The organism is Nocardiopsis oceanisediminis (assembly GCF_048595525.1).
Taxonomy (GTDB): Bacteria; Actinomycetota; Actinomycetes; order Streptosporangiales; family Streptosporangiaceae; genus Nocardiopsis_A; species Nocardiopsis_A oceanisediminis.
In genome coordinates this window covers 4,233,269-4,250,252 of the sequence record NZ_JAFMZJ010000001.1, presented here as the reverse complement: position 1 = coordinate 4,250,252, position 16,984 = coordinate 4,233,269, and the positions used below count along the sequence as shown (strand labels likewise).

The window sequence follows — 16,984 nt, the reverse complement described above, 5'->3', positions numbered from 1 at the left end:
GGTGCGCGCGCCGACGGCGGGCGCGGACGGCGGCCGGGCGCGCCCGACCCGGCGCGGCTGGGCCGTACTGGCGGCGTCCGCGCTGCTCACCGCGGCCGGGTTCGGGTTCGGCCACCGGGAGTTCATCGTGCTGGGCGGCACCGCGTTCGCCGTCCTCCTGCTCGCCGCGGCCCTCGTGGGCCGGCTGCGCCCGATGGAGGTGAGCCGCTCGGTGCCGCTGGACCGGGTCGCCCCCGGCGACGAGGTCGAAGTGCGCCTCGCGGTCTCCGGAGGCGGGCCGGGCCGGCGCGCCCACACCGTCGCCGACCGGGTCCGCGGACCCGGCGGTACGGAGTGGTTCGCGGTGGCCGTCGACGGGGGCGCCGAGAGCGCGGTCGGCGTCTACCGCGTCCCCGCCGAACGGCGCGGGACGCTCGAACTCGGGCCGGTCGCGCTGCTGCGGCGCGACCCGCTGGGCCTGGTGGAGGCGGTCCGCTCGGGCGGCGGCCGCGACCGGGTCTGGATCCACCCGCGGTGGAGCATGCCGCAGGCCATGCCGGCCGGCGCCGTCGAGGACCCGCAGGGCGGCCAGGACGGCGGGCGCATCGGCGGCGCCGCGTTCCACGGGCTGCGGGAGTACGTCCCCGGGGACGACGTCCGGCACATCCACTGGCGCAGCACGGCCCGCCACGGCCGGCTCATGGTGCGCGAGCACGCCGACACCGTGCACACCCGGCTGACCGTCGTCGTCGACGACCGCTCCGGTGCGGCGGGCGGCGACCGGGACGCGCTCGACGAGGTGGCCGGCGCCGCGGCCGCGATCTGCGCGGCCGCCGTCCACGAGCGCTGGGCGTGCGAACTGCGCCTGGTCAGCGGCGCCTCCCGGGAGGGCGGAGGGCACCTGGGGCCGCTGCTCGACCTGCTCGCCGAGGCCGAACCGCAGCCGCGCACCGACCCGTCGGCGGAGTTCCGCCGACTGTGGGAGCGGCCCTCCGCCGACACCGCCGTGCTCGTCAGCGCCTCCCTCACCACGGCCGAGGCGCACCGCTTCTGCGGCCTGCGGGACCGCTACCCGCGGCTGGTCGTGGTCGCGCTGCGCAAGTTCGGCGCGCCGCTCGCCGGGCTGCCCGGAGCGACCGTCGTCAGCGCCTTCGACGCCGACGACCTCGCCGCGCGCTGGGGGCGGGGATGGGCCGGGTGAGAACCGCCGCCGCGTACGCGGCGCTGGCCGCCGCCGCGGCCGCCCCCGCGCTCGCCCTCGCGCCGATCTACACCGACCCGCTGCGGGCCGCGGCGATCCTCGCCCTGTGGCCCCTGGCGGCCGTCCCCCTGACGGCGCTGGCCCTGCGCGGCTTCGCCGCGCCCGCCGCGCTGCTGCTCCCGCTGCCCCTGCCCGTCGCGGGGGTGGCCGCGCTGGCGGCCGCGGCCCCGGGGCCGGTCACCCCGGTCGCGGCGGCGACGCTCGACGCGGTGGCCAACTCCGGCGCGCGGATCATCACCACGGCGGTGCCGTCCGCCGTCACGGTGGACCTGCTCGCCCTGCCCGCGCTGGCCGGATGGCTCTGCGCGGCGGCGGCGGTCCCCGCACTGCGCGGCGGGCGGCCGCTGCTCGCGGCCTCCGCCTCCCTGCCGGCCCTCGCGGGGGCGACCGTCCTCAAGGGGCCGGACGCGCCGCACGCCTACGGGCCGGTGGCGCTGTACGCGCTCGCCTCCATCGCCGTCCTCGTCCTCGCCTCCACCGGGCCGCCCCGCGCCGGCGCCTCCGCGGCGGGCGCCCGCCGGGCCCCCCGCGCCGGGGGAGGGGCGGAGCGCTTCCGCCGCCTGGCCGCGGTCTCCACCGTCGTGGCGGTGAGCGCGGCGGCCACGACCTACATCGGCCCGCTGGCGCTCTACGGCAGCTCCGTGGCGCCCGCCGACCTCCGGGACGCGGCCGCACCCGAGGAGGAGGACACCGAGGGCGTCAGCCCGCTGAGCCACCTGCCGCAGTGGGCGGCCGAACCGGACCGGCCGCTGCTGAGCGTCGCGGTGGACGAACCCACCGACCTGCGCTGGGTCACGCTCTCGGAGTTCGACGGCATCACCTGGCAGCCCGACCGCGCCTACCGGGCGAGCTCGGAGGTCCTGCCCGAGCCGGAGGCGCTCGTCCCCGGCGGCGAGGAGCGCTCGGTCGAGGTCGAGGTGCACGGCCTCCCCGGCGGCTGGCTGCCCGTCGCCGGGGTGCCGCACCGGGTCGAGGGGACGCCGGTCGCCTACGACCCCGCGTCCTTCACCGTGCGCGCCGCGGGGGCCGACGGCGCCCTGGACGGGCTCGGCTACACCGCGACCGGCACCGTGCCCTCCTACGACGAGGAGTCGCTGGCCGCCGCCGAAGCGCCCGACCCGGACCGGTTCGAACGCCACCTCCGGCTCCCCGAGGGCGCCCCCGGCCAGCTCCGCTCCATCGCGGCGCTGGTCGAGGACGCCACCCCCTACCAGCGCGCGAACCGCCTCGCCGGCTACCTGCGCTCCCGCTACGGATACGACCCCGAGGCCCCCGGCGGACACGGCTACGCCACCCTCGACCGGCTGCTCGTCGAACCGGGCGAGGGCGGCGCCGGCGGGGGCACCTCCGAGCAGTTCGCCAGCGCCTTCGCCCTGCTGGCGCGGGCGGCCGGGCTGCCCAGCCGGGTGGTGGTCGGGTTCGGCCCCGGCGTGCCGGACGGCGGCGGCACCCGACTGGTCCGCACCGGCGACGCGGTGGCCTGGGGCGAGGTGTACCTCGACGGCGTCGGCTGGGCGCCGTTCGACGCCACACCGGGCGACCCGAAGCAGAACGGCGCCACCCCCCTCAGCGAGATGCCCGGGGCCGGCGGCGGGGAGGACGGCGGGGCCTCCGGCGGCCGCGAGGAGCCGGACGACTCCTTCTTCCGCACCACCGGCGCCTACCTCGACGTCGGCTTCGCCTGGCGCGCGGCGGCCGCCGCCGTCGCCGCCGTCCCCGCGTCGATCCTGGTGATCGCGGCGCTCATCGCGGCCGCCCGGGCGATCCACCGGCACCGGCGCCTGCACCACCGGTCGGCCCCGGCGCGGATCGCCGGGGCCTGGCGCGAGCTGCGGGACGCCCTGTGGCTCTCCGGCGCCTCCCCCGGTGCGGCGGCCACGGTCGCGGAGGTCGTGGCGGCGGCCGACCGCAGGCTCCCCCCGGAGCCCGGCGGCGAGCGGGAGTGGAGCGTCGGCGGCGCGGTCAACACGCTGGCCTTCGCCCCCGAGGCCGAGCGGGGCGTCGACGCGGACACCGCCCGGCGCGCGGTGGACGAGGTGCGGGCCTACACGCGCGCGCTGCGCCGGAGCCTTCCGCTCCGCCGCCGGCTGCTCTGGTGGGCCGACCCGCGGCCGCTGCTGCACCGCCCGCCGTGACCGCGCCGCTCCGCCCCCCGCGGCGCGGCGCCCCGCCCGCCGCCCCGCCACCGGGCACCGGACACGGTGCCCGCGACGACCATCGAGCCGCACGTCCGATCGGAAGGAGCCGGTCCATGCCCCTGCGCAGGCGGGCCGTCCGCAAGGACCCGTGGAAGGAGCTCGGGCTGCACTCTGCGGTGCTCCTGCACCACGGCCGCGAGTCGGAGCTGTACCGGGCGAAGGGCGAGGCGAACGACGCCCCCGTCGTGGTCAAGATCCTGACCGCGCCGGCCCCCGGCCGCGACGAGATCGAGCGGTGGAGGATGCTCTCCTCCCAGAAGGGGGTCCTGTCCCCGCTGCGGCAGGGGGTCACCTCGTCCGGGACTCCCTACGCGGTCATGGAGGAGAGCCCCCGGGGCAGCTACGCCGACGTGCTCGCCGGCTCCGGCCCGCTCGCCCCGGAGGAGGCGGCCGCGGTCGGCGCCCGCATCGCCGAGGCGCTGGAGGCCGTCCACCGGCACGGCCTGCTCCACCACGCGGTGGCACCGGAGAACCTGCTGTGGACCCGGTTCGGCGCCGCGCTGATCGACTTCGGCGCGGCCCTCCCCGCCGACCAGCCGTTCCCGCCCGCCCTCTACGGGCCGTCCACCGTCGGCCACGTGCCGCCGGAGGAGTTCCGCGGCGATGCGCCCGCGGCGGCGTCGGACGTCTACCGGCTGGCCTCCACCCTGTGGTTCCTGCTGGCCGGCCGCCTCCCCTTCGCCGACGACGGGGACCCGGTCGACCCCGACGCCTACGCCCGCCGGGTCCTGGGCTTCCCGGCGCCCCGGGTGCCGCGCGGCGACGCGCCGGAGTGGCTGGCCGGAGCGCTGGCGCACGCGCTGGACGCCGATCCGGCGGCGCGGCCGGAGAGCGCGGCGCGCTTCGCCCGCATCCTGCGGCGGGAGGAGGAGCCGCAGCCGCGCCCCGGGCCGCTCCCGCACTGGGCCGACACCGGCGCCGAAGACGGCCCCCGCTCCGCCGGGAGCGGGGCGGCCGCGGACCCGGCGACGGCGGAGCGCACGGCGCCCGCGCTCCCGGCCGCCGTCCCCGCACCGGCCCCCGGCCCCGCGGCCGGCCGGGACCGCGGACGGGGCGCGGAGCCGGAGGAGGCGGACCTCTCCGCCGCCGAGCGCGATACGGGCGGCGGCCCCGTCCGCTGGTCGGACGCGGAGGACCCCGCGGCCCGCCGGCCCCGCAGGGTGCTGCCGCTGGCCGGGTTCGCCGCGGCGGTCGTCGTGGTGGCGGGGGCGGGCACCGTGGTGCTCCTCGCCGGGGGCGGCGAGCCGGAGGGCGGCGCGAGCGCGGCGGCCCAGGAGGAGGAGCGGGCCGCAGAGGAGCGCGCGGCAGGGGAGGAGCGGGCGGCCGAGGAGCGCGCGGCCGAGGAGGAGGTGGCGCGTGCGCTGGCCGACGAGGCCGACCGCTCCGCCGAGCCGTCGGCGGCACCGGGCGCGCCGGCCGAGGTGGAGATCCGCGACGGGACCATCAGCGCCGCCCTCACCTGGACCCCCGCCCCCGGCGCCGACGTCCCGCACTACATCGTCGGCGGCCCCGGCGGCCGGGACCCCCAGACCATGGCCCACGCCCCGCCCGGCGCCTCCGAGGCCGAGGTCACCGGCCTCAACCCCGAGGTCGACTACTGCTTCCGCGTCGTCGCGGTCTACACCGCCGACGACCTCGGCCGCTCGGAAGAGGTGTGCACGGACCGGACGGAGAGAGGGGCCGCTCGGTGAGCGGCGCCGGTGCAGCGGATCGAATGGAAAGGGGGAGACCGAGGTGGATGAATGGACATAATCGGAGCTCTGGAGGCTGCATTTTTCAATTTTGCCAATGTTCCCATCCTGGTCCAGGTGGCCGCCAATATGGCCATCGGATTCCTTCTCGCTTTTCCAGTGGCTTTGATGTATCAGAGGACCAGGCTTCGGGACGTCCAGGAATCGAATCATGCCCAGCACGGAGTTCTCAAGGCCAAGGAGGCGGAGCTCGACGCGATGCCGGAGAAGTACCTGTCGGTGGACAGCAGCCAGTTCACTGAGACTCCCCACAACGCGAGGGCCGCGATCGCCGGGCTGGACGCCGCGGCGGCGGAACACGGAAGCGAGCTGTACCACGGAACAAAGCGGACGAGGAAGATGGCCTGGAGCGTCACCAAGGAGGCCACGGCCGGCGGCCGCTCGAGCTGGGAGAAGAAGGACCGGCTCACCAGGGCGGGCTTCCGGGTGGGGGGGCCGGTTCCGATGACCAACAGGCCGAGAAGCCGATGAGCGTCCTCGGTAGAGCACCACATCCTCAGAGGAGGTGATCGCCATCGAGATCGGAATAGCCGCGGGGGCGCTCCTACTGTCGTTCGCTCTGGCGTCCCACGCCGCCATGCATCTGTTCGCCGCCAGGAAAGGGCATCCGGTCCGCGGAGGCATGTCGCGTCCGCTCCGCTGGGCGCGCGAAGGCGCGCGGATCATGGCCGCCGGGAGGGCGGTGGAGGAGAAGGCGCTGGTGGTCGAGGCGCGAAGAAGGGTCCTGAACAGGGCCGTGACCGATGCGGCGCGCCTTCCGCGGGCCGCCGCCGATGGTTCGGAAGGGGCCGGGGAGAAGGAAGCCGCCGAAGAGCTGCGGGAACGGCTCGCGCCGGTGGACCCCGGCGCGGTGCCCGAGGCGGCACCGGAAGAGAGGGAGGCGGTCCGATCGGGCGCCGGGGCGCCCGATGACCGGGCCGGCCGAGGGGCCCGGCTGGTACCTCTGCTGCTCTCCGGTGCGGCCGCGGCCGTTCTGTGCTCCTCATCGGTCGCCATCGCCGTGTCGCAGGCGGGATGAGGGAGGACCCGGGGCATGTTCTTTTTCCTGACCACTGTGGCGGTTCCGCTCATCATAGGTGCGCTGGTGGGAACGGCGGCGGCGATCCCGACGATCCTGAGCCTCAAGCGGGAACGGGCCCATCTGAGGCACAGCCGGGCGCTCAACTGGCTGGACGCGGTCGCGGCCACCTGGAAACACAACACAGAGGTATACAACAAGAAGAGCGGCCACCCGACTGACACTAAAAACGCCTATGGTGAAGTGGCCGCTTATACCGCTCAAGGGAATGCCGCTCTTCGCAGCTATCTTCAGAAACTGAAGGCGGTTGTCGGAGTGGCGCGGAGGCTGAAGAAGATCGGTGCGGTCTCCATGGACTGGGAGGATATGAAGAGGAGTCGCCCTGAAGACATCGTCGTGCGGCCCGTGAAAAGTAGATTTCTGCGCCGGACCCTGGTGGCGCGCGAAGACGTTCCCCATTACGAGAACTATCTTCGCGGAATGGTGCGTTCGAGGAATACGGTTGAACCGGCGATCGCCGCGTATTCGCCTCCGGATCTCGGGCTCCCCGAGATCACCCTTGACGATGTCGAAAAAAAAGGGCGACTTCCCGATTCTAAGCGTTGGATGGACACCCTTCTGTCCGGCTATCCTTCCGATGTCGCCGATGTTGCGAAGAGGAACGGGTGGCACGGCTTCATTCTGTCCGTCTTGGGGGTCGCCAAGTCGCCGAGGATCAGGGTCGCGTCGGCGGTCAGAAGGGTACTGCGCAGCCCCTATTCACACCCTGGAGGCGACCCCGGTTCGAAGGAAGAGAAAAAGACCAAACGAGAAGAAAGGGTCGAAAAAAAGAAGGAAAAGGCAAAGAGGAAGGATGAAAAGGCGTTCGGAGAGGTGTCCAGAAGGGCAGGGGTTCCGGGAGGGCTGGCTGGAAAGAAGAATCCGGGGAAGGTGCTGTGAGAAGGCCGGGAAGGTCACCGGGAGTGTGCGGACCTCTCCGGGGCCGGGAAACACTGGAGTGTTCACATGACTGAATGGTTCTTTCTCGCCGTCTACCTCGGAGGAGTGGGGCTCGTGCTGGCCCTCCTCACCGGTCTGGGGCGCGACGTCCTGGCGCGCTCCGCCCTCGACCTGAAGAACCGGCGCGACGCCCGGATCTGCCTCGAGGCGGAAGAGGCGCTGCCGAAGCAGGTGGCGCTGGTGGCGCAGAAGGAGCGCGCGGCCACTGAGGTCGTGCGCACGATGCGTGCCGGAGATCCCGATGAGAAGAGCGAGGCGTACGTGAAGCCGCGCCTGCTGCGCATTGACGCGATCGACCAGGAGGCCGAAAGGATCCGCGCGCGGGTGAAAGCGCGGCGGGAGGAGATCGAGGAGGAGTTCGCCGAACTGATCGAGGAGCGGCGGGCGACCGCGCGCACCATGGTCGTGTGGCGGTGCGCGACCCTGGTGTGCGCCGTGGCGGGGGCCGTGCTGCTGGGGGTCGGGCTGGTCTGACCCGGCCGGGCCGGCCGCCCCGGGAGAGGCGGCCGGCCCGGCGGTGCGGTCAGGCCCAGCGGCTGGTGATGGGGAGCCGGCGGTCGCGGCCGAGGTTGCGGCGGGTGATCTTGGGGCCGGGCGGGTAGGCGCGGCGGATGTGCTCGGCCCGGTCGACCAGGCGCACCACCCGGCGGACCAGGTCCGGCGGGAAGCCGTCCGCGATCAGCGCCCGGACCCCCTTGTCCGTGCCGATGTAGGACTCCAGCAGCGCGTCGAGCAGCCGCTGCTCCGGCAGCGGCGGGCCGTCCCCCGGGGCGCTCCGGCGCGGCGGGCGGCCGATGCACCCCTCCGGGACCGGCGCGGGCCCGCCGTCCCGGGCCGCGGCGGCGTTCCTCCCGAGCGCCAGCTCCCGCACCAGCGACGCCCAGCAGTCCTTCAGCGGGGCGAAGGCCCCGTTCGGGTCGCCGTAGTGGCCGCACAGGCCCATCGCGAGTGCGCTCTTGTCCGCCGTGGCCAGCATCAGGTGCCCCTCTTCGGCGGCGATCGCGGCGGCGATCCCGCCCCGGACCCGGTCCTCCAGGGCGGGCAGCGCGCCCGGTGCGGCGTCGATCTCGGTCCGGAAGGCGTCCGCGAGGGCGGCGACCGGCTGCAGCCGGCGCACCAGGCCTCCGCGCTTCACCGCGTCCTCCGCGTCCGCCGTCTCCTCCAGCGTCGTGGTCTCCCCCGGCGTCAGCAGGGCGTGCACGTTCTCCGCGCCCACGGCGTCCGCGGCGATCGCGGCGGTCAGCGCCGAGCCCACGCTGCCCGAGACGTCCACCAGGACCGAGGAGAACCCGTTCTTGCGCACATGGTCGCGGACCCCGGTGACCAGGGCCTGGTACACCTCCCCGGTGTCGTCCACCGGGTCCGGGCGCGGCGTGAGCACCGGGGTGCTCGCCCCGTAGGGGGCCGGGGGAGCGGTGGGGATGACGTGGCGCACCACGGGCCGCCCGGCGGCGGTGCCGGGCAGCTCGGCCACCGGCGGCCCCTCGGGCAGCTCGACATCGGTGACCAGCAGCGCCTCCTCGAACTGCGGGGCGCGCGCGAGCAGCTCGCCGTTGGCGTCGACGATCAGGGAGTCCCCCTCGAAGACCAGCTCGTCCTGGCCCCCGGTCATGTTGACGTAGCCGACGGCCGCGCCGGTCTCGCGGGCCCGCCGCCCGCACAGCTCGAGGCGGACGTCGTCCTTGTGCCGCTCGTACGGCGAGCCGTTCAGGGTGATGAGCATGCCGGCGCGGGCCTCCCGCACCGCCGACACCGGCCCGCCGTCCTGCCAGAGGTCCTCGCAGATGGCGAAGGCGATGTCGGCCCCGTGCAGGCGCACCACCGGAAGCGCGTCTCCGGGGACGAAGTAGCGGAACTCGTCGAACACCCCGTAGTTCGGGAGGTGGTGCTTGGCCGCGACCAGCCGCACCGCGCCGCGGTGGAGCACGGCCAGCGCGTTCTGCGGCGCGCCGGCCGGCGCCCCCGGCCCGGGGCGCCCGCCGTCGCGCCGGCTGAGGAAGCCCACCACGGACGGCATCTCGCCGAGCCCTTCCGCGGCCAGCCGCGCCGCGAGCCGGTGCGTGGCGGTGATCGAGGCGGAGACGAAGTCGTTCCGCAGGGCGAGGTCCTCGACGGAGTAGCCGGTCACCACCATTTCCGGGAACACGGCCATATGGGCTCCAGCTTCGCTCGCCGACCGGGCGAAGGCGACGACGCTGTCGCAGTTTCCCTCCAGATCGCCCACGGTGGGGTTCATCTGGGCCAGAGCTATTCGGATTCTCAGCACGGGGGAATCGTAACCGAGAAAAGCAAGGGCCCCGCACCCCTGTAGTGCGCGAATACGGCCCCTTTCCGGGGGCGGTCCTGAGCCGAATGCGCGGAGAAGATGTCCGAAAAGCGCCGCGCAGAGATGGGACGAGTGGCGGCGCGCGCCAGTGGAAGGTGTTCTCGGGAGAGAAACACCTAGGGCGTCCGAGCGGTTTCCGGAAAGCGGTCCGGCGGTCTGGCCAGGAACACCGTCGGCGGTGGTCACCCAGGGTTCCGGGGCCTGCCTGCCGGGTGCCCGGGGAATCGGTCTCCGGGCGGTCCGGAATTCGCCGCGGAACCGGTGCGGGCGGTTTGCGCGGACGCGCCGCGCTGTCGTTCTCTGGGTGGCGGCGCTCACATCCCGACGCGCCCCTTCCGGGCGCCTCCGCCGGAGAACTCGACGGACCGTCGCCCCGCGCATCCGGAACGTCATCAGAAAACCCCGGCGTGCCGAGCACGCCTCCCCGAATCCTGCACGCACAGTCGCGGAGCGAGACAACGCGGTCTCCGCCGACGACGAAAGGGAACCCCCCGTGGACGCCTTCGAAACAGGGGTCGTCGCCTTCAACGACGCCTTCTGGGCCTATTTCCTGATCCCCCTCCTCATCCTCCTCAGCCTGTACTTCACCTTCGGCTCCGGCCTGGTGCAGTTCCGGCTGATCCCGGAGATGTTCCGCGCCATCAAGGAGCGCCCCGGGAACACCGCCGAGGACGGCGGGAAGCCCATCTCCGCCTTCGAGGCCTTCGCGGTGTCCGCCGCGGCGCGCATCGGCACCGGCAACATCGCCGGCGTGGCGACCGCGATCGCCCTGGGCGGCGCCGGCGCGGTCTTCTGGATGTGGGTGATGGCGCTCCTGGTCAGCGCCGCGAGCTTCATCGAGTCGACGCTCGCCCAGCTGTACAAGGTGCGCGACGCGACCGGCTTCCGGGGCGGTCCCGCCTACTACATGAAGTACGGGCTGCGCGCGCCGTGGCTCGGCGTCCTCTTCGCCGTCACCATCACCGTGACGTTCGGCCTGGTCTTCACCATGGTGCAGAGCAACACCATCACCGGCGCGATCGGCAACTCCGCGGAGGCCGCCGGCATCGCGACCGGCACCTGGCTCCCGATCGCCCTCGGCGCCCTGCTGGCCGGAACCACCGCCGCCATCATCTTCGGCGGCGCGCGCCGCATCGCGCACGTCGCGTCCCTGGTGGTGCCGTTCATGGCGGCGCTGTACATCCTCATGGGCCTCGTCGTGATCGCCATGAACATCACGGCCGTGCCCGCCATGGTCGCCGACATCGTCGCCCAGGCCTTCGGCCTGCGCGAGGCCGCCGCCGGCGCGGTCGGCACCGCGGTCGTCCAGGGCGTCCGCCGCGGCATGTTCTCCAACGAGGCCGGCCTCGGCTCCGCGCCCAACGCCGCGGCCAGCGCCTCGGTGAGCCACCCGGCCAAGCAGGGCCTGGTGCAGACGCTCGGGGTCTACTTCGACACCCTCATCGTCTGCTCGACCACGGCCTTCATCATCCTGCTCTCCGGCGTCGGCCGGGACGCCGAGGCCGGCCCGACGCTGACCCAGGACGCCCTCGCCGCGACCCTGGGGCCGTGGGCGGTCCACCTGCTCACCGCGGTCATCCTCCTGGTCGCCTTCACCTCGGTGCTCGGCAACGCCTTCTACGGCGAGGCCAACGTCGGCTACCTCTCGCAGAGCCCGGTCGCCGTCAACGGGTTCCGCGCGGCCAACGTCCTGATGACCTTCCTCGGCGCCGTCGGCTCCGCGAGCCTCGTCTGGAGCATGGCCGACGTCGCCATGGGAGTCATGGCGGTGGTGAACCTCGTCGCGCTGGCGCCGCTGGCACCGCTCGCCTTCCGCGTGCTCAAGGACTACACAGAGCAGCGGAAGGAGGGCAGGGACCCGGTGTTCACCCGGGACCGCATCCCCGGCCTGACCAACGTGCACTGCTGGGAGCCCTCCGACGTGGAGCACTTCCGCAAGGAGGCCGCCCCGTCGGCCTGACCGGCTCCTCCCGGTGCCGCCGGCCGGCGCCGGCGGCGACCCGCGGGGCGGGCCGCCCGGAATCCGTCCGGGCGGCCCGCCCCGCCGCGCCGGCGCCGAGGCCTCCGCTCACCCGGGCGCGCTCCGCCGCGCCGCGTCGCGGAGCCAGTCCGGCCCCCGGTCCCGCCGCCGCCCCCCGAGCCCGCGCAGGGGCTCCCGGTCCGGCCGCGGAGCGCGCCGCGGCGGATGCGACGCGAGGAGGTCGCGGCCGAACGCCCCCTCGCGGACCAGGCGCGCGATCTCCGGCTCGTCGACGCGCCGCGCGTCCAGCCGGGCGTTCCACGCCGCGACGGTCGCCCGCTCCACCGGCGCCGGCTCCGCGAGCGGGCCGGCGACCCCGTCGGCCAGCGACGCCCGGCGGATCTCCTCGAGGCCGCGGAGGTGCCGGTTCAGCCGCGCCACGTCGCCCGCCGCCGAGTGCGGATACCAGGACGGGTCGACCTGCGGAACGCCGTCGGAACCCCAGACCAGCACACCGGCGTCGCGGAACCGCCCGATCAGCGGGTCGTGCCGGTCCTGCGCGAACGCCTCGAACGACTGGGCCGAGCGCAGCGCACCGGCGCGCGCGCCCTTCCACCGGTCGAGCGAGTCGTCCGCCGAGCGGCGCACGGTCCCGGCCGAGCGGGCCCGCTCCAGCTCCTCCCGCGCGCCGTCGAGCCCGGTCACGGCCTCGATGAGCCGGTCGCCGGCCGCCTTGCGGATCCGCTCCGCGCCGGCGCGCCCGTGCTCCGTGGTGGCCCGGCCGCCCCGGCGCGCCAGCCGCACCCCTGCGGCGAAGAGGAGGACGCCCCCGGCGACCACGGCGCCGAGCAGCGCCCCGAACACCACCGCCATCAGGCCGCTCCCGTCCCTCTCCCCGGCCGGGGGCCGGCCGAGGGCGGTTCCGGTCCGGAGCGCGGCGCCGGGGGAGTGCGCCGCGCGCGCTCCACCGCCGCCCCGATCGACGCCGGGAGGGGGGCGGCCGCCCCGAGGAGGGGGCGCGGGCGGTCCAGCCGGTCGGGGAGGCGGGCCGCGGCGCGTTCGGCGTCGTCCAGGCGCTCGCCGTAGACCTGGACGGAGCGGGACCGGGCCGCCGCGGCGTCCGCCGCGCCGTCGACCATCTCGGAGCCCCGCCGCGCGGCTTCGGCGACCGGGCGGTCGGCGCCGCGGTAGGCGGCGGTGGTCGCGCGCAGCGTCCGGTACTCCACGACACGCGGGTCGCGGTCGACCGCGATCGCGTACTTCTTCGCCTCGGCGAGCTCCCGCTCGGCGTCGGCGCGGCCCAGCCAGCGGGCACCGAGCGCGGTCGCCCCGACCACGATGCCGAACGCGCTCACGAACGCGCCGGTGACGGCGAGCAGCGTTGCGAGTGACACCGGATCCGCCTTCTCCTCCGCCGGCGCCCACCGCCGGCCCCCGGAGATTCCAGCGGAGGAACGGGGACGGAGCGCGGACGCCGGTGGCTCGCCGCATGACGGCCGGGTGAACGGGCGGTGCGCCGCCAGATGATCGGGCCGTGATGTGCGCCGCCCGCCCCCGGGGCGGCTCGCCGGACCCGGCGGATGCGGAGGCCCCGGCCCCGCCGGCCCGCCACGGTGCACACCGGTGCGTCCGGCGGCCCCGCCGGGCGCACCGGGCCGGCCGCCGGACAGCCGGTCCGCTCCGCCGCTCGCCGTGCGCCCCGCCACATCTACTTCACGTCAGGACGAGGACCCCGCCTCCGGGCGCCGGGACCACCGAGAGGGAGGGCAGGGGGGAGGGCGTTCCGGCCTCCCCCCGTTCTGAGCGGCCACCGGATATGCGACCGGCCGCCCGAGGTGCCCGCCCCGGGGCGGCGGGGGGCGGCGGACGGCCCGGCGGCCTTTTCCGCGTTCGCCCGGACGGCGTCCTCAGGCGCGTCATGTGGGTCGGCATGACGGGCCTCCGGAGCGATGAGAGGAGTGAGAGGCTTTTCCCGCGCCCGGAGGTCCTGTTCCGATGCCGCCCCTCGACCGGCTGTTCGTCTACCTCTGCGCCCTCGTCGATGACGCGATCAAGGGCCGGGCGATACCGATCCCCCACGGCCGGGCCCGCCCCCGGCCTGCACCGGCGCCGAGATCCTCACCACCGCCCCGGCCCGCCGCCCCCCCGCGGCGCCTCCCGCACCGGTCGCGGCGGCGCCGGGCCGTACCGCGGAAGGCGCAGGGCCGGCGGCGGCCGGGCGCCTCAGGCGATCGACCGCATGCCCGGCGGTCTCCGAGCGGTGCGGGCCCGCACGAGGGCGCTCTCCGCCCGGCCCGGAGGCCGTCCGGGCGCGCCCTCGGACGGGTGCGGACGGATGGGCTTCCGGTGGAGCGCGGGACGGGCGCCCCGCGCTACCACTCGTCCTCGAACCAGCCCTCCGGGGACGGTTCGGCGGGCAGCGGGCGGGGGTCCTGGTGGCGGCGGGACGTGCACTCGCGGAACGGGCCGGTGTCGCCGAGCAGGATGCTCATCTGGAAGTCGAGGTGGTCCCGGTACCAGATGGCCATGCCGGTGCCGGGCTCCCAGCGCAGCACCTCCCAGGCGTGCCAGAGGGCCTGGAAGCGGGAGACCGCCTCGGCGTGCCGCCACCACTCCTTGCACCAGCGGAACTGGCCGCCCTCGGCCCGGACGTAGACCGGGAGGAAGCGGAGCCGGACGAACTCCTCGACGTTCTTGAACACCGGCTCCGGCGGCGGGTCCTCCGCACCCGCCCCGTCGGCCTGCGCGTCCTGGTCGGGGCCGCCCTCCGCGCTCGCGGCCGCCACGGCGCCGCCGACGCCGGCCGACTCGGCGAGGAGCGCGCCCGGCAGGGCGGTGCGCGCGGGCGGGTCTTCGGACGGGTCGAGGAGCGCTCCGCCGCGCTCCGCCGCTGCAGGATCGGTACCGCTGTCCATGGCATCCACCTTCGGTTCGTGCGTGTCCGGTCGGAGAACAGGGCGGCGGCCGTCACACGGCGGCCGCGGCCCTGCGCCGCTTGTGGATCTGGGCCGTCCGGTTGCGGACCCTCGCCTGCCGGGTCAGGCGCTCGGCCGCGGCCCGGCGGGTCGCTCCCGTCCGCGCCGCGGCGCCGAGGCCCCGCGGCGATTCCAGCCGGGACCGGTGCGAGTCCTGCTGCCGGGTGCGCCCGGTGCCGCCGCGCGCGGCGGAGCGCTCTCCGGGCCGCGGGGCCGTGGCGGCCCCGCGGCCGGAGGGCCGGTCCGCCGACCGCTGGTCCTGCGCCGTCCGCTGCTCCCGGGCGCCCTGCGCCGCCTGCCGGTCCCGGGTGTCCTGCGCCGGCCGGCGGGCGGCGTCCACCGCCTCCCGGACCGGCCGGTGGTCCTGCTGGACCATGCGGGTCGTGTTCAGCGTGCGGGCGTCGGCGGCGCCGGCGGCGCGCGGCGCGGCGGCCTCCGCGCGCTCCCGCTGCGGCATGCCGCGCAGCTCGTCGAAGGCGGACAGCGCCGCGAGCCGGTCGTCCGGCGCCGCTCCGCCGGCGCGGGCGTCCTCCCGGGCGCGGTTCAGCGCCTCGGAGAACCCAGGGACGGAGCGGCGCGCCTCGTCGATCACGGCCCTGGACGAGCCGGCGGGCAGGAGGCCGTCCGCCTCCGCCGCCGCGACCGCCTCCGCCGTGTCGCGGAGCAGGTTGAGGTCGGCCCTCTTGTCGCGGAACCAGGGGAGCGCCTTGGCGAAGTACTCCTCCATCGTCTCCAGCGGGCGCCCGTCGGCGTTCCACACGGCGCCGGCGAGGGCGGTGGCCTTGTCGGCGCGGCCGGAGAGCAGGTCGCCGTCGAACCCGGGGTCCTGGGCGATGCCGCGCTCGATCGAGTACCACAGGGCCGGATGGCGCTCGGCGATCCGGTCGATCGCGGCGCCCTCCACCGCCGAGGACGCGGGGTCGTGGGAGAGGGACGCGCTGAACCAGATGAGCGCCGCCTCGCGGGGCGACGCGCGCTCCAGCAGGGCGGCGTCGGCGGCGGCGCTGCGCCACAGCCCCGACAGCGGCGTCCCGGGCTCCGGGCCGGCGTCCTTGAGGGTGAGGTGGGCCTGCCGCTCCAGCCGCCACGCGGCCGCGTCGTCGTGGAGCACCGCGGACACCTCGGCGTGGCCGGCGGTCCGCTGGACCCGCTGCACCTCGTCCCGACCCAGGTCCAGCCGGCGGGCCACCTCGCCGGCGTCGCCCTGCCGCACGAGGGGGACGCCGGCCTGGACGGTCTCCGGGGCGAGGCCGGGGCGGTCCGGGGCGGGCGGGGTCCACCTGCGGCGGTACAGCGCCCCGCGCAGGGCCGCCGCGGCGAGCAGCCCGGAGTTCTGCAGCCCGCCCCTCCGGATGCCGGCGCGCAGCGCCGCGTGCATGAGGGCCTCGACGACGGCGCCGTCGCCGCCCCCGCCGCGGTCGCCGTCCCGCCCGGTGAGGTACCCCTCGGGAAGCCCGCCGCGGGTGCGGCGGCGGGCGTCGGCCTCGTCTCCGGTGAGGCCGGGCCGCTGCGGGGGTCCGCCGGTCTGCCGTGTCATCGGTCCTCCGTGAGCGGGTAGGCGGCCCGGCAGGGCCGGGCTCGGCTGATGCTTCCTTGCCGTGAGCGGTTCCGAGGGATCCGAGGGAGCGGCCGCACCGGTTCTGCGGGGCGCCGGCGGCCGTCGCGGGTCCGGTTCACCGGTGGGTGCCCCGACGGCGCTCGTTCCTCTGCCACGGATTGCGCTGCCTGGGCCTTTCCTTCTTCTCCGGGCCCCGGCGTTCGGTTCTTCCCCGGGAGTTCCCGGACCGCCTCCGCCGCCACGCCCGCGACAGCCACCCGCGCCCGGTGGCGCGGCCCCGCTCCCCCTTCGGCTCCGAGGTCTCGGCGTTCTCCGGGGCGGTGGGCGCTTCGCCCGTGTCCGGGGGAGCGCTCCGCCGCGCTTCCCGTATGCCCTTGCGGACGCCTGAGAGCACTTCGTTGAACTCTGTACGCCGGGCCTTCGCGTCCTCGCCGATCTCCTTCAGCTCCCGCCGGAGCTCGGCCCGGCCACGGAAGTCGAACCGGCCGGGCCGCTCCTCGGCGAGCTCCTTGAGCCTCCCGATGTCGCCCTCAAGCGCCTGGTCGTACTTTTGGAAAGCGGAGCGCACCTCGCTCTGCAGGGTCTCGCGCCTCTCCTCGTCGGCGACGTACCGGTCGGCGTGGCCGATGGCCGTGTAGGCGATGCGCCTCGCCGTCTCGCGGCGCCGCTCAAGGGGGCGCACCGACCGCTCGATGCCCTGCTCCCGGCGGGCGCGGACGGCCCTCCACGCGCCCCGCAGGATTCGGAACCCCAGCCGGAGCACCCCCTTGGCCAGCCGCCAGAGGGCCGACAGGGGCTGTGCGGCCCAGCCGAGGAGGACGGAGCCCATGCGCGAGATGGCGCGGAGGCCGGCCAGTGTCTCCGACGCGGTGTCGCCCGCGCCGCTCGTCAGGCCGGTGTCGATCTCGCCGGCGGCCGACGGGCTGAGGGTCCTCCGGGAGTCTGCCATGGGTCCTCCA

General features: G+C 75.8%; 14 protein-coding genes. 8 read left to right on the top strand and 6 right to left on the bottom strand.

Annotation, left to right across the window (positions count from 1 at the left end):
* Window position 1: 1 nt before the first annotated feature.
* The 7 genes from J0910_RS18970 to J0910_RS18940 all read left to right on the top strand — a co-directional run bounded on the left by J0910_RS18970 (window position 2) and on the right by J0910_RS18940 (window position 7,680).
* A complete protein-coding gene (locus tag J0910_RS18970; RefSeq protein ID WP_420159879.1) occupies window positions 2–1,180 on the top strand; it encodes a DUF58 domain-containing protein in 1,179 nt (392 codons plus the stop codon).
* Complete coding sequence (locus tag J0910_RS18965) at window positions 1,177–3,375, top strand: transglutaminase TgpA family protein (protein ID WP_420159878.1); 2,199 nt, start codon at window positions 1,177–1,179, stop codon at window positions 3,373–3,375. Before J0910_RS18970 ends, J0910_RS18965 begins: the two co-directional genes overlap by 4 nt.
* Window positions 3,376–3,491: 116 nt before the next feature.
* The gene (locus tag J0910_RS18960; RefSeq protein WP_420159877.1) at window positions 3,492–5,129 is read left to right on the top strand and encodes a protein kinase domain-containing protein; all 1,638 of its coding nucleotides are present in this window, start codon (window positions 3,492–3,494) and stop codon (window positions 5,127–5,129) included.
* Window positions 5,130–5,180: 51 nt separating this feature from the next.
* Window positions 5,181–5,660 (top strand): hypothetical protein, encoded by a 480-nt coding sequence (locus J0910_RS18955; protein ID WP_420159876.1) that lies wholly within the window; start codon window positions 5,181–5,183, stop codon window positions 5,658–5,660.
* 34 nt (window positions 5,661–5,694) lie between these two features.
* The gene (locus tag J0910_RS18950; protein WP_420159875.1) at window positions 5,695–6,207 is read left to right on the top strand and encodes a hypothetical protein; all 513 of its coding nucleotides are present in this window, start codon (window positions 5,695–5,697) and stop codon (window positions 6,205–6,207) included.
* A gap of 15 nt (window positions 6,208–6,222) precedes the next feature.
* A complete protein-coding gene (locus J0910_RS18945; protein ID WP_420159874.1) occupies window positions 6,223–7,146 on the top strand; it encodes a LapA family protein in 924 nt (307 codons plus the stop codon).
* 66 nt (window positions 7,147–7,212) lie between these two features.
* Window positions 7,213–7,680: a hypothetical protein gene (locus J0910_RS18940; protein WP_420159873.1), complete on the top strand. Its 468-nt coding sequence runs from the start codon at window positions 7,213–7,215 to the stop codon at window positions 7,678–7,680.
* A 49-nt stretch (window positions 7,681–7,729) separates the two neighbouring features.
* On the opposite strand, the gene J0910_RS18935 is transcribed toward J0910_RS18940, so the two are convergent.
* Window positions 7,730–9,472 (bottom strand): nitrilase-related carbon-nitrogen hydrolase, encoded by a 1,743-nt coding sequence (locus tag J0910_RS18935; RefSeq protein WP_420159872.1) that lies wholly within the window; start codon window positions 9,470–9,472, stop codon window positions 7,730–7,732.
* A 553-nt stretch (window positions 9,473–10,025) separates the two neighbouring features.
* Between J0910_RS18935 and J0910_RS18930 the strand changes: the two genes are divergently transcribed.
* Window positions 10,026–11,492: an alanine/glycine:cation symporter family protein gene (locus J0910_RS18930; RefSeq protein ID WP_420159871.1), complete on the top strand. Its 1,467-nt coding sequence runs from the start codon at window positions 10,026–10,028 to the stop codon at window positions 11,490–11,492.
* Window positions 11,493–11,600: 108 nt separating this feature from the next.
* Here the strand turns inward: J0910_RS18930 and J0910_RS18925 are convergent, their stop codons facing one another.
* The 5 genes from J0910_RS18925 to J0910_RS18905 all read right to left on the bottom strand — a co-directional run bounded on the left by J0910_RS18925 (window position 11,601) and on the right by J0910_RS18905 (window position 16,974).
* Window positions 11,601–12,365, bottom strand: a complete 765-nt coding sequence (locus tag J0910_RS18925) for a hypothetical protein (RefSeq protein WP_420159870.1) — start codon at window positions 12,363–12,365, stop codon at window positions 11,601–11,603.
* The gene (locus tag J0910_RS18920; protein WP_420159869.1) at window positions 12,365–12,886 is read right to left on the bottom strand and encodes a hypothetical protein; all 522 of its coding nucleotides are present in this window, start codon (window positions 12,884–12,886) and stop codon (window positions 12,365–12,367) included. Before J0910_RS18920 ends, J0910_RS18925 begins: the two co-directional genes overlap by 1 nt.
* Before the next feature lie 978 nt (window positions 12,887–13,864).
* Window positions 13,865–14,407, bottom strand: a complete 543-nt coding sequence (locus tag J0910_RS18915) for a DUF4913 domain-containing protein (protein ID WP_420159868.1) — start codon at window positions 14,405–14,407, stop codon at window positions 13,865–13,867.
* A gap of 52 nt (window positions 14,408–14,459) precedes the next feature.
* Window positions 14,460–16,004, bottom strand: coding sequence for a hypothetical protein (locus J0910_RS18910; protein WP_420159867.1), 1,545 nt, complete (start codon window positions 16,002–16,004; stop codon window positions 14,460–14,462).
* 136 nt (window positions 16,005–16,140) lie between these two features.
* Entirely contained in the window at window positions 16,141–16,974 is an 834-nt protein-coding gene (locus tag J0910_RS18905) for a hypothetical protein (protein ID WP_420159866.1), read from the bottom strand.
* Window positions 16,975–16,984: the final 10 nt, after the last annotated feature.

What these genes read in the sequence shown, in the direction of transcription:
- J0910_RS18960 (WP_420159877.1), top strand. Translation starts at nt 3,492, where the DNA reads ATGCCCCTGCGCAGGCGGGCCGTCCGCAAGGACCCGTGGAAGGAGCTC.
- J0910_RS18955 (WP_420159876.1), top strand. Translation starts at nt 5,181, where the DNA reads ATGGACATAATCGGAGCTCTGGAGGCTGCATTTTTCAATTTTGCCAAT.
- J0910_RS18945 (WP_420159874.1), top strand. Translation starts at nt 6,223, where the DNA reads ATGTTCTTTTTCCTGACCACTGTGGCGGTTCCGCTCATCATAGGTGCG.
- J0910_RS18940 (WP_420159873.1), top strand. Translation starts at nt 7,213, where the DNA reads ATGACTGAATGGTTCTTTCTCGCCGTCTACCTCGGAGGAGTGGGGCTC.
- J0910_RS18925 (WP_420159870.1), bottom strand. Translation starts at nt 12,365, where the DNA reads ATGGCGGTGGTGTTCGGGGCGCTGCTCGGCGCCGTGGTCGCCGGGGGC.
- J0910_RS18915 (WP_420159868.1), bottom strand. Translation starts at nt 14,407, where the DNA reads ATGGACAGCGGTACCGATCCTGCAGCGGCGGAGCGCGGCGGAGCGCTC.
- J0910_RS18910 (WP_420159867.1), bottom strand. Translation starts at nt 16,004, where the DNA reads ATGACACGGCAGACCGGCGGACCCCCGCAGCGGCCCGGCCTCACCGGA.
- J0910_RS18905 (WP_420159866.1), bottom strand. Translation starts at nt 16,974, where the DNA reads ATGGCAGACTCCCGGAGGACCCTCAGCCCGTCGGCCGCCGGCGAGATC.